The sequence below is a fragment of the Pseudomonas sp. IT-P74 genome (genome assembly GCF_949768175.1).
In the GTDB taxonomy this organism is placed as follows: domain Bacteria; phylum Pseudomonadota; class Gammaproteobacteria; order Pseudomonadales; family Pseudomonadaceae; genus Aquipseudomonas.
Map to the genome: position 1 here is coordinate 129,847 of NZ_CATKQD010000022.1, position 12,304 is coordinate 142,150.

A 12,304-nucleotide genomic window follows, 5' to 3' on the forward strand; every position below is an offset into this window, starting at 1 on the left:
CAAGACACTGAAACACAAATGAAAACGGCCTGGACAGGGCCAGGCCGTTAATAAGTGTAAAGGTACGCTTATTTCAGAACAGCAAGTGCCGCTTCATAGTTCGGCTCGTCAGCGATTTCGCCAACCAGCTCGCTGTGCAGCACGTTGTCGTTCTCGTCCAGAACCACCACGGCACGGGCGGTCAGGCCTTTGAGCGGGCCGTCGGCGATGGCAACGCCGTAGTCCTGGATGAACTCGGCACCGCGCAGGGTCGACAGGTTCTGTACGTTTTCCAGGCCTTCGGCGCCACAGAAGCGGGCTTGGGCGAACGGCAGGTCAGCGGAGATGCACAGTACGACAGTGTTGGCCACGTCGCTGGCCTGGGCGTTGAACTTGCGCACCGAGGTCGCGCAGGTCGGGGTGTCAACGCTTGGGAAGATGTTCAGCACTTTGCGCTTGCCGGCAAAGTCTTTCAGGGTGACGTCGGACAGATTGCCGGCAACCAGGGAAAAGGCTGGCGCCTTGGAACCGGCTTGTGGCAGTTGGCCGTTGACTTGAACCGGGTTGCCTTTAAGGGTGACTTGAGCCATGAACGGAGTCCTTCTGAACGTTGTGGTGGAGAATTTTGACGAGGCCGAAGTTAACCATGAAATTGTCCTGCGACCTATGGCCAAACATGAATTGTCATGTAACAAGATACAAAACTGGATACAACCCACAAACCCGTGGCAGCGAGCCTGCTCGCGAAAGCGCAATGTCATTCAACATCGCGGGCGACTGATCTGACGCCATCGCGAGCAAGCTCGCTCCCACAGGGTTTGTGTGTTAGCCGAACAAGTCGGCAAAAGTACAGAGTACGCCCTCACCCGCCGCCACCCGATGTTCATGACGAAAGGCACGTGACACGTCATCGGCGAAAACTTTTGTTAACACTCTGTCGAATTGCTCCACCGTCGTTCGACTATAAATCGAGCCACTCAACTGCAACGGAGACGACACCATGCGATTCATGATCATCATCAAGGCCAGCCAGGATTCCGAAGCCGGCGTCATGCCCAGCCAGGAACTGCTGGCGGCCATGGGCAACTACAACGAGGAACTGGTCAAGGCCGGCATCATGCTCGCGGGCGAAGGCCTGCACCCGAGCAGCAAGGGCGCACGGGTAAAATTTTCCGGTGACAAACATACGGTAATCGACGGCCCCTTCATCGAAACCAAGGAACTGATCGCCGGTTTCTGGTTGTGGAAAGTGAAGTCCAAAGAAGAAGCCATCGAATGGGTCAAGCGCTGCCCCAACCCGATGCCGGGCACCGAGGCCGAGATCGAGATTCGTCAGGTGTTTGAAGCCGAAGATTTTGGTGCCGAGTTCACGCCGGAACTGCGCGAGCAGGAAGAGCGTGTGTGGGAGCAGGCGAAGAAAAACTGAATCCCCGGCTGGGGCGAGCCTGCTCGGGATAGTGCCGATCAGTCGCCCCTGTTTACTGGTTGCAAACCTCAGTCGCAAGCACGCTCTGTCCCTGCGGGATATTGCCTACACCCCTAGCCACCATCCTCCCCCGACAGATCACCTTCAGACGGCAACCCCTTGTTTCGTATTAACTTCTTAGTACACAAAAAAACAACGAGAACCTGCACACAAAACGAAAGAATTAACTCATTCGACTGGCTAACTCATATTTAGATGCTTAACTCTATCTGACGCGTCCTACGGCTCGTTCAGAAAGGGATTACGGAGTAACGGCCAAAAATAAGGCCGAGTATCCAATGAGCCACCAGGGAATCGGGGGAATCATGTCGAAAAATATGGAGATGCGCGCCTTTTTTTTGGTGAGTCTGCATACGCCTTGCCTTTATACCCGGGCACACCCCAACACCCCGTCCAACCTGTCGCACGCCGCAAGGCTCTCGACTGATACGCCCTCCTTTTCTGTGCTCCATTCCATCCGGTTTGCGTACGCACCACGCGCTCGATGTGTTCGCCGAGCAATCGCCGCACTAACCCGCCCAGGCCATAAAGAAGCTATCCATGAACGCTGGTATTTGCCAGAAGCTGAAGTCAGCAACGGCGAATGGAAAATGCCGCTGCTGAAGCCCGTCAATCAAAAATAACAAGTGGAGTCAGTCATGATCAGGCCTTTCGTAGTGCGCCCCCTGTTGTTGGCGCTGTGCATGGTCAGCGGCAGCCCGTTGGTACTGGCGGCTGAAGGTGGTGTCGGACGGCCGATCACCGGCCAGCAAGTGTTCTCCAATGCCGGGATCGTGCCGCCGGAACCCGGCTGGGTCATGTCCCTGACCAGCATCTGGTACGACGGCGACCTCAAGGGCAACGCCCAGGTGCCTTTGGTGGGGGCCACCAGTACCGGGCTGGACATGAAGGTTTCCTACACCATGGCCAACTTCACCCATGTCTGGGACACCGGCAAGGGTCGCTGGAACTATGCATCGGCCGTTGGCGTTCCGGTGCAGTACACCGACATCACGGCCAACATCACCGGTCCCCGAGGCAGAACACTAGGCTCTTCCGACACTGGCACGCAGTTCGCCGACATGCTGGTGACGCCGATTGCCGCCGGCTATCACTTCGACGAACTCAATCACATATCGTTCTCGCTGCCGATCTACGTGCCCACCGGCGCCTACAACGACGATCGCCTGGCCAACCCCGGGCAGAACAATTACACCTTCATGCCGACCGTGGCGTTCACTCATCTGGACGGCAAGGGCGGCGAATTCACGCTGTCGAGCGGCCTGGAGTTCTACACCGAGAACGATGCCACCGATTATCGCAACGGCAACATCTACACCCTCGATGCGTTATGGACCCACGGCTTTGGCAACGGCTGGAACGCCGGTATCGCCGCCGGTTACATCCAGCAAGTTACTGATGACTCGGGGGCCGGTGCCGACAGCGGTTTCCGCGGTCGTTCCGTGGGCGCCGGCCCGACAGTGGGCTGGACCGGCAAATTCGCCGACGCCCAGGCCAACTTCAACGCGCGCTGGGTGCCGGAGTTCGACACCAAGAACCGCCCTGAAGGCAATGGCATCAGCGTCAACATGACCCTGGCGTTTTTCTAGGAGAACCCATGAGCGCACTCAACGACCTCAACGCCCTGCAAGCCAGCATCGCCGAAGCGGTGCTCGGCCAGGACCAGGTGATCCGGCAGATGCTCGTCGGCTTGCTGGCCAACGGGCATTTGCTCCTCGAAAGCCTGCCCGGCCTGGCCAAGACCCGCACGGTCAAATCACTGGCCAGACACCTGGACGCAAAGATGAGCCGCATCCAGTTCACCCCGGACTTGCTGCCGTCGGACATCACCGGCGCCGAGGTGCTGCATCAGGTCGAGGGTCAGAACGAAATCCGCTTCCAGCCAGGTCCCCTGTTCGGCAACCTGATCCTCGCCGACGAAATCAACCGTGCGCCGGCCAAGGTCCAGGCGGCGTTGCTCGAAGCCATGGAAGAACGCCAGATCACCGTGGCCGGCAACAGCCATGCGCTGCCGGACCTGTTCATCGTGGTCGCCACCCAGAACCCGATCGAACAGGAAGGCACGTATCCGCTGCCGGAAGCGCAGATGGACCGCTTCCTGATGAAGGTGCTACTCGATTATCCGAGCGCCGAAAACGAAAGCCAGGTGCTGCGCCTGCTGCGCGAAGAAGAACAGGCCCTCGGCGCCAAAACTGCCGCCGTGCAGGGCTTCTCGTTGTCTCAGGACGTGGTGTTCGCCGCGCGCCGTGAAGTCAGCGCGGTACACGTCTCCCCGGCCATCGACCGCTACCTGATCGACCTGATCAACGCCACTCGCCACCCGGCCGATTACGACGCCGACCTCGGGCGCTGGATCAGCATCGGCGCCAGTCCGCGCGGCGGCATCGGCCTGGACCGTTGTGCCCGGGCCGACGCCTGGTTGCAGGGCCAGGATTTCGTATCGCCTGACAACGTCCGCGCCATGGTGCACCCGGTACTGCGCCATCGTCTGCAACTGAGCTACGACGCGGTGGCCGATGGTGTGAGCGCCGATCAGGTGCTCGACCGTCTGCTCGATAAAGTGGCGATTCCGGCCTGATGTCCATGAACAGCGCGGACGGACTGGTGTATGTCTCCCTGGCGCAATTGATGGCCCTGGAGTTCAAGGCCCGTGACCTGAGTTTTCTGGCGCGTCAGCCCCAGGGCAGCATCCTGGCCGGCAACCACGCCTCGCGTTTGCGTGGCCGGGGCCTGAACTTCGATGAACTGCGCCGCTATCAGCCGGGAGACGATTTGCGTCATCTCGACTGGCGCGCGTCCCTGCGCACCGGCAAACCGGTGGTACGGACATTCACCGAAGAGCGCGACCGCCCGGCCCTGATCCTCGTAGACCAGCGCATGTCGATGTTCTTTGGCTCGCAACGCAGCTTCAAATCCGCCGTCGCCGCAGAACTCGGCGCCCTGGCGGCGTGGATGGTGTTCAACGCCGGCGACCGCGTCGGTGGACTGGTCTTCAACGATCAACGCATCGACAGCATCGCCCCGCTGCGCAGCCGCAAACGGATCGAAGCGCTGTGCAGCCGCATCGCCCGGCAGAACCAGGCACTCAATGCCGCCAATCCGGACGCCGAAGGCGAAGACCAGCTCGACAAGGTCCTGCAGCATTGCCTGGCGGTGGCCGGTCACGATCACCTGATCTGCATCGTCAGCGACTTCGCCGGGGCCGGCGAACGCACCTTGCAACTGATGCGACAACTGGCGGCCCACAACGATGTGATTGCCATGCAGGTGTACGACCCGCTGGCGCTGAACCTGCCGAAAAACGGTCGTTTGCTGATCACCCAAGGGCAATTGCAGGTGGAACTGGCGGTGGATCGGCAGCAAGTGCATCAGCCGCTCGGGGATTTCCTCAGCGGACGCCTCAAGGACGTCGCTACCCTGCTGCGCCGCAGCCAGGTGCCGTTGATGATGTTCAGCACGGCGACAGAAGCCCACGAACAACTGCGCGCCGAACTCGGCAAGTTTGCCGGAGGGCGCCGATGAACCCCTCTATCCCGAGCATCGACCAACTCAAGGAAATGGCACTGCCGGCGCCGGTCAGTTATGCACCGCAAACCTGGGGTTGGTGGGCGTTGCTGGCACTGCTGATCGTTACGCTGGTCGTGACCGGCGCACGGCGCTACTGCCAATGGCGGCGCGATCGCTATCGGCGCGAGGCGTTGGTGCGCCTGGAGGAACTGCAACAGCGCAGCAATGACCTGAGCGCATTGCGCGAGCTTCCCGAACTGCTCAAGCGCGTGGCGCTCTCTATGCCTAACGCGAAACCTGTGGGAGCGAGCCTGCTCGCGAAGAGGGCCCTACATTCAACGTCGATGGCGTCTGATACGACGCATTCGCGAGCAGGCTCGCTCCCACAGGGACTTCCTGCGGCATTGGGGAAAGAGGATTGGCAGGCATTTTTGCAGCGGCACAGTAAACAGCCGCTACCCGCCGACCTGAGCCAACAACTCTCGCTGCTGGCCTACGCCCCCGACGCCACATTGCGGGCCATGCCCAACGAGCAGCGCCAGCAGCTGTTCAGCACCTGCAAAACCTGGGTGGAGCGTCATCATGTGGCAGCTTGATTACCCCTGGTTGCTGATCCTGCTGCCGCTGCCGTGGTTCGGCTATCGCTACTTGCCCGATTACCGCGAGGCGCGCAGCGCTGTGCGTGTACCGTTTTTCGGGGCGATGAGCCGTGCGGTCGGCCAGGCCCCGAGCCAGGCCGGCACCCGCGGCAACCGCTGGCAATTGCTCCTGAACCTGCTAGTCTGGACGCTGTTGCTGGTGGCGGCGAGCAGGCCGGTGCTCGTGGAAAAACCCATCGAACGCCAGCAGCCGGTGCGGGACCTGATGTTGGCCATCGACATTTCCCAGTCGATGGAAACCACCGATTTCACCGACGCCAATGGCCAGAAGATCGATCGCCTGGCCGCGGTCAAGGAAGTGGTGCACGGGTTCATCGACAAACGTAAAGACGATCGAATCGGACTGATCGTGTTCGGCACAGGTGCCTATCCGCAGGCGCCGTTGACCCTCGACCACGCCAGCCTGTCTCTGCTGCTGGACGACACCGGCATCGGCATGGCCGGCCCCAACACGGCCATCGGCGACGCCATCGGCCTGAGCCTGAAACTGCTGGACCAGGCCCACGAGCAGGAAAAAGTGCTGATCCTGCTCACCGACGGTAACGACACCAGCAGCGCCATCACCCCGGATCATGCGGCCGCCATGGCCGCGGCCAAAGGCGTGGTGATTCACACCATCGGCATCGGCGAGCCGAATGCCGAGGGCGAAGCCAAGGTCAACCTGCAAGGCTTGCAGGACATTGCCCAAGCCACGGGCGGACGCTTCTTCCGCGCCGAAGACCGCAATGCCCTGGATCAGGTCTACAGCACCCTCGACAAACTGACTCCGCATCAGGTGAAAACCCTCAGCCACCAGCCCAAACGCGATCTGTTCTGGTGGCCGCTGGGCGCGTCCATCGCCCTGCTCGCGCTTTATCACCTGGGCGCCCTGCTGCTTCCACGGCTGATGCTCACCCGTCAACGGCAGGAGGCCTGACATGGACATCAACCTCAGCGACTTCCATTTCCTGCGCCCCCTGTGGCTGTTGCTCGCGGTGTTCGGTGCTTTTCTGCCATTGCTGTGGCGGCGCAACCAGGACCTGCAACGGCGCTTGCGCAGCAACATCGCCGCGCACCTGCTGCCGCATCTGCTGATCACCCCGCAGGACCGGCAACGCCTGCGTCCGGTACATCTGGTGTGTGCGCTGCTGGTGCTGGGCGCCATCGCCGCCGCCGGGCCGACCTGGGAGCAGGACCGGCCGGACTTTCTGGAAAACCGTGCGCCGCTGATCATCGCCATCGACCTGTCACCCTCCATGGACGCCGGCGATGTTCCACCCAGTCGCCTGGAAGCGGTCAAGCACAAGCTCCATGACTTGATCCAGCGCCGCGCCGGTTCACGCAACGCCCTGATTGCCTACGCCGGCAGCGCGCACCTGGTGTTGCCCGCCACCGACGACCCGGCGCTGCTCGATACGTTCATTCAGGCCCTGAGCACCGACCTGATCAACAAACCGGGGAAAAATGTCAGCGCGGTCATCGATCAGGCCAAGCGCCTGCTCGCCGCCGAGAAAACACCCGGCACCCTGCTGCTGATCACCGATGGCGCCGACACCTCGGCACTGGCCGGGCTGGACAAGCAACTGGCAAACAGTGCGCTGCAAGTGCTGATACTGGCGGCTGGCAGCAGCGACGGCGGGATCATCCGCGATGCCAGCGGCCAGCCACGCACCGACAGCAACGGTCGCCCGAAAATGGGCAGCTTCGATCAGGACGCCCTCAAGCAGCTGGCCTCGGCGATGGATGCGCCGCTGGGCAGCCTGACCCTCAACGATGACGATCTGGACTGGATCGAACTGCACGCCGAGCAGCATTTCCAGTCAGCCAGTGACGAACAGCGCGAACTGCACTGGAAGGACGCCGGTTACTGGCTGTGCTGGCCGCTGTTGCTGATCGCCTTTTTCAGCGTACGCAGGGGCTGGAGCCTGAACTGGATGGCCGCACTGCTGCTGGCGGTGGGCCTGGGCCTGCAACCGGCGCCGGCCCAGGCCAACGCGCTGACCGATGCCTTTTTCACCCGCGACCAGCAAGGTCGCTGGGCTTTCGAACATGAGCACTACCCTCAGGCGGCGGCGCTGTTCGTCGATCCGTACTGGAAAGGCGTGGCCGCCTATAACGCGGCCGATTTCGACCTGGCACTGGCCAGCTTCGCGCGGCTCGATACACCGCAGGCGTATTTCTACCTGGGCAACATCTACGTGCGCCGGTTCAAGTTCGATCAGGCCATCGCGTCCTATACCCAGGCGTTGAAATTGCAACCGCAGTTCCCGCAAGCTTCGGCCAACCTGGCGTTGGCCATAGCCTTGGACAAGGACACTGAAAGCGCCGAGAAAAACACGCCAGAGGTCAAACCCGACGAAATCATGATGGACAAGGCGCCGGGTAAAGGCCAAAGCAAAAAGGTGGAGACCCAGCAAGCGGCCTCGGATGAGCAATGGTTGCAGAACCTCACCACATCGCCGGCGAAATTCCTCAAGCAGAAATTCAGTCTGCAGGATCAGGCGGGGGCTAAACCATGATCAGCCTTCAAGACCGAGTCGCTGCCATCGCGAGCAGGCTCGCTCCTACAGAGGATTTGCGGTGCGCCAGGATCAAATGTAGGAGCGAGCCTGCTCGCGAAGGCGCCAGATCAATCACCACAACACTCGGCGCCCTGCTCATTGGCCTGGTCAGCCTCAACACATTCGCTGCCGACCCGCAGTTGAAGGTACAGGCCACCCTGCAACCCGCCACCCCCGTCATGGTCGGCAGCCTGGTCAGATTGCAACTCGATGTCTTCACCGACGCCTGGTTCACCAGCGCCCCCACCCTGCCCGACCTGAAACTGCCCGGCGCCTTGGTGATGCCACCGGACGGCCATGCCGAGCACATCAATCAGACCATCGAAGGCCAATCCTTCAGCGGCATGCGCTACAGCTACCTGATCACCCCGAACCAGGCCCAGGGCTTCGACATTCCGGCACTGACGGTACACGCCACACCGGGCCAGGCCAGCCACGCACTCAGCGCCCAAAGCCAGCCTTTGCATTTCAGCGCCGCGCAACCACCGGGGTTCCAGCCCGGCGAGGCAGTGCTGGTGGCCCAAGGGCTGCGTTTTACCCAGAAGACCACCCACTCGGCCACGCCGCTCAAGGTCGGCGACAGCATCACCCGGGAGCTGACCTTGCAGGCCGACGGTGCACTGGCCATGTCACTGCCGACACCGGCACTGGACGATATCAAGGGCCTGAGTCGCTACCCGAAAACTCCGCAAATCCGCAATCTGGATGACGGTCGGGGCCACTTCAATGGCGGCCAACGCATCGACAGCATGACTTATCGAATCGACACCGAAGGCCACTACCGCCTGCCATCCGTTGAACTGAAATGGTGGGATGCCAGCAGCCAGCAAACCCGCACGGCCACGGTGCCTGCCGTGACTTTCGAAGCGACCGCAAACGGCGCCTACAAGCCGGTATTTTCAATCGCCGAAGACCTGAAAAAACTCGGCCAGCAGAATCGCCTGCACCTTTCCGGGCACTGGTTCGGACTATTGGCACTGGTTTTGGCGGTGGTGGCACTCGGTTGGTTCAGTCGCCCGCTCGTGCACCGCGCGCACCTCAAGTGGCAAGCCCGACGCCACGCCCGGCACAACGCTTGGCTCGAGTCCGCCGACTACGCGTGGCGGCAGATCCCGGCGCAGATCGAAGGCAATCCGGCGCAACTCAGCGCCCTGTACCTGTGGACCCGACGCAGCCACCACGGCCTGAAACTGACCGGCCTCGGCTCGCGCCTGCAAACCTTCCTGCGGGCCTGTTATGGCCGCGAACCGGACAAAGAACAGGCACTTCGCCAAATCGGGGAATCCTTGTCTACGCTGCATAGTCAGGCCGGACGCAACAGAGAATCAGTCTCTTGCGCACTGCATCCACTCAATCCTGTTCACGACAAGGACTTGCCATGACGAATTCGATATCTCAACGCCATCATCGCGCATTCAGTTTCCTGCTGACCCTGGCCTTGAGCCTGCCGCTGCTGGTGCAGGCGGCCGAGCCGCTGCCCTCCTGGAACGACGGGCCGTCGAAAAAGCAGATCATCGAGTTCGTGCAGACGGTCACCGATCAAAACAGCAAGGACTTCGTCAGGCCCGAGGACCGCATTGCCGTGTTCGACAACGACGGCACCCTGTGGAGCGAGCAACCGATGTACTTCGAGTTGCTGTTCGCCCTCGAGGAAGTCAAGCGCACCGCATCGCAGCACCCGGAATGGAAAACCACCCAGCCCTTCCAGGCCGTGCTGGAAAACGATCACAAGGCCCTGGCTGCCAGTGGCCTTGAAGGCATGATGAAAATTTTCGGTGCCACCCACACCGGGATGACCACCGAAGCCTTCGATGACTACGCCAAGACCTGGCTGAGCCAGGCCCGCCACCCGAAAACCGGCAAGCCCTATACCGAGATGATCTTCCAGCCGATGCTGGAGATGCTCGACTACCTGCGCGGCAAGGACTTCAAGACCTACATCGTCTCCGGCGGCGACACCGGGTTCATGCGCGCCTTCGCCGAGAAGGTCTATGGCGTTCCGCCCGAGCAGGTGATCGGCACGACCTTCGTGACCACCTTTGATTACAAGGATGGCAAGGCGTCGATCCTGCGCACACCGAAACTGGCCCACAACGACGATGGCCCGGGCAAACCGGTCAGCATCGACGCGGTGATCGGGCGCCGGCCAATCCTCGCCTTCGGCAACTCCGACGGCGACCTGCAAATGCTCCAGTGGACCGCCGCCGGTCCCGGCAAACGCTTCATGGGCCTGGTGCATCACACCGACGCCAAACGTGAATGGGCTTACGACCGGCAGTCGCAGATCGGTCGTCTGGACAAGGCCCTGGACGAAGCAAACAAACGCGGCTGGACGGTCGTCGACATGGCCTCCGAATGGCGTCGGATCTACCCGTTCGATGCCGCCACTCCCGAGCAAGCGCAATAAAAAGACGTCATGCAGGACCGCAATAAACGTTTGTCGCTGTACGCGACGCAAGTGAGCATAAGGAGCCAGTCAGATGACTCGCATACGTAAGTGGATACCGAAACTCGCCCTGATGGCGACAACGGTCATGGCAATGGCGGCGAATGCCGCTGACAAACCCAACATCCTGGTGATCTTCGGCGACGATATCGGCCAGACCAACGTCAGCGCCTATTCCATGGGCGTGGTCGGCTACAAGACCCCGAACATCGACCGCATCGCCAAAGAAGGCATGATGTTCACCGACTACTATGCGGAGAACAGCTGCACCGCAGGACGGTCTTCCTTCATCACCGGGCAGACGCCACTGCGTACCGGGCTATCGAAAGTTGGCGTGCCTGGCGCACCGGTCGGTTTGCAAAAGCGTGACATCACCATCGCCCAGGCACTCAAGTCCCAGGGCTACGCGACCGGCCAGTTCGGCAAGAACCACCTGGGCGACAAGGATGAATACCTGCCGACCAACCACGGTTTCGACGAATTCTTCGGCAACCTGTACCACCTCAACGCCGAAGAAGAGCCTGAGCGTCCGTACTGGCCCAAGGACGACCCCGCGTTCGTCAAGGCCTACTCGCCGCGCGGTGTGATCCACAGCTTTGCCGATGGGAAAATCGAGGACACCGGCCCGCTGAACACCAAGCGCATGGAAACCATCGACGACGAAACCACCGCCGCCGCGCAAGCGTTCATCGAGAAACAGGCCAAGGCGGACAAGCCGTTCTTCGTCTGGATGAACACCACCCGCATGCACTTGTTCACCCACGTGCGTGAATCGATGAAGGGCCAGAGCGGCATGCCCGGCAACGATTACGCCGATGGCATGCTCGAGCACGACGGCGACGTCGGCAAACTGCTGAAAACCCTCGATGACCTGAAAATCACCGACAACACCATCGTCGTCTACACCACCGACAACGGCCCGAACCAGTTCTCCTGGCCGGACGCGGCGACCACGCCGTTCCGTAACGAGAAGAACTCCAACTGGGAAGGTGCCTACCGAGTGCCGGCTATGGTCCGCTGGCCGGGCAAGATCAAGGCCGGTGAAGTGTCCAACGAGATGTTCTCGGGCATGGACTGGTTCCCCACGCTGCTCGCCGCAGCGGGCGAAACCGATGTGAAAAACAAGCTGCTCAAGGGCTGGGCGCCGACTTCCGGTGGCACCAACTTCAAGGTGCACCTGGACGGCTACAACCAACTGCCTTACCTGACTGGCCAGGCGCCAAAGGGTGAGCGCAAGGAGTTTTACTACTTCAACGATGACGGCGTGCTGGTTTCGATGCGCTTCGGCAACTGGAAAGCCGTGTTCTGCGAACAGCGCGCACCGGGCGGTTTCAAGGTCTGGAGCGAACCATTCGTATGCTTGCGCGTACCGAAGACCTTCAATCTGCGGATGGACCCGTATGAGCGAGCCGACATTGTTTCTGACCAGTACTACGATTGGCAAACCAAGAACGTCTACCTGACTGCGCAAGCAGTTGGCAAGTCGGCGGCGTTCCTGCAAACCTTCATCGAATACCCGCCTAGCCAGAAACCGGCGAGCTTCAGCATCGACCAGATCCGTGCTGCGGTAGACGCCAAAATCGCTGAAAAAATGAAAGCTGCACAGTAAGACCGCTGGACCGCCGCTCGCCTTCACTGGCGAGCGGACTTATTTTCGATCCGGGACCGCATCGACTTCATTCGCGAG

The 12,304-nt window shown here is 61.1% G+C and carries 12 protein-coding genes; 11 read left to right on the top strand and 1 reads right to left on the bottom strand.

Going from position 1 to position 12,304, the window contains the following annotated elements; translation table 11 throughout:
- Window positions 1-68 precede the first annotated feature (68 nt).
- The gene (gene tpx / locus ACM6J5_RS14510; protein ID WP_414928794.1) at window positions 69-569 is read right to left on the bottom strand and encodes a thiol peroxidase; all 501 of its coding nucleotides are present in this window, start codon (window positions 567-569) and stop codon (window positions 69-71) included.
- A 410-nt stretch (window positions 570-979) separates the two neighbouring features.
- Between tpx and ACM6J5_RS14515 the strand changes: the two genes are divergently transcribed.
- The 11 genes from ACM6J5_RS14515 to ACM6J5_RS14565 all read left to right on the top strand — a co-directional run bounded on the left by ACM6J5_RS14515 (window position 980) and on the right by ACM6J5_RS14565 (window position 12,226).
- A complete protein-coding gene (locus ACM6J5_RS14515) occupies window positions 980-1,405 on the top strand; it encodes a YciI family protein (protein WP_414928795.1) in 426 nt (141 codons plus the stop codon).
- A 365-nt stretch (window positions 1,406-1,770) separates the two neighbouring features.
- Window positions 1,771-2,088, top strand: a complete 318-nt coding sequence (locus ACM6J5_RS14520; RefSeq protein WP_414928796.1) for a hypothetical protein — start codon at window positions 1,771-1,773, stop codon at window positions 2,086-2,088.
- 15 nt (window positions 2,089-2,103) lie between these two features.
- Window positions 2,104-3,054 (top strand): transporter, encoded by a 951-nt coding sequence (locus ACM6J5_RS14525; RefSeq protein ID WP_414928797.1) that lies wholly within the window; start codon window positions 2,104-2,106, stop codon window positions 3,052-3,054.
- An 8-nt stretch (window positions 3,055-3,062) separates the two neighbouring features.
- Window positions 3,063-4,043 carry an AAA family ATPase gene (locus ACM6J5_RS14530; RefSeq protein WP_414928798.1) on the top strand — a complete coding sequence of 327 codons (981 nt, stop codon included), beginning with the start codon at window positions 3,063-3,065 and terminating at the stop codon, window positions 4,041-4,043.
- Complete coding sequence (locus ACM6J5_RS14535; RefSeq protein ID WP_371918282.1) at window positions 4,043-4,987, top strand: DUF58 domain-containing protein; 945 nt, start codon at window positions 4,043-4,045, stop codon at window positions 4,985-4,987. Before ACM6J5_RS14530 ends, ACM6J5_RS14535 begins: the two co-directional genes overlap by 1 nt.
- Window positions 4,984-5,568: a DUF4381 domain-containing protein gene (locus ACM6J5_RS14540; protein ID WP_414928799.1), complete on the top strand. Its 585-nt coding sequence runs from the start codon at window positions 4,984-4,986 to the stop codon at window positions 5,566-5,568. Before ACM6J5_RS14535 ends, ACM6J5_RS14540 begins: the two co-directional genes overlap by 4 nt.
- On the top strand, window positions 5,555-6,547 hold the full coding sequence (locus tag ACM6J5_RS14545) for a vWA domain-containing protein (RefSeq protein ID WP_414928800.1): 993 nt from the start codon (window positions 5,555-5,557) through the stop codon (window positions 6,545-6,547). The genes ACM6J5_RS14540 and ACM6J5_RS14545 overlap by 14 nt, the downstream gene beginning before the upstream one ends.
- 1 nt (window position 6,548) lies before the next feature.
- Complete coding sequence (locus tag ACM6J5_RS14550) at window positions 6,549-8,129, top strand: VWA domain-containing protein (protein ID WP_414928801.1); 1,581 nt, start codon at window positions 6,549-6,551, stop codon at window positions 8,127-8,129.
- Entirely contained in the window at window positions 8,126-9,553 is a 1,428-nt protein-coding gene (locus ACM6J5_RS14555) for a hypothetical protein (protein WP_414928802.1), read from the top strand. The genes ACM6J5_RS14550 and ACM6J5_RS14555 overlap by 4 nt, the downstream gene beginning before the upstream one ends.
- Window positions 9,550-10,578, top strand: coding sequence for an HAD family hydrolase (locus ACM6J5_RS14560; RefSeq protein ID WP_095944782.1), 1,029 nt, complete (start codon window positions 9,550-9,552; stop codon window positions 10,576-10,578). The genes ACM6J5_RS14555 and ACM6J5_RS14560 overlap by 4 nt, the downstream gene beginning before the upstream one ends.
- A 73-nt stretch (window positions 10,579-10,651) precedes the next feature.
- Window positions 10,652-12,226 (top strand): arylsulfatase, encoded by a 1,575-nt coding sequence (locus ACM6J5_RS14565; protein ID WP_414928803.1) that lies wholly within the window; start codon window positions 10,652-10,654, stop codon window positions 12,224-12,226.
- Window positions 12,227-12,304 lie beyond the last annotated feature (78 nt).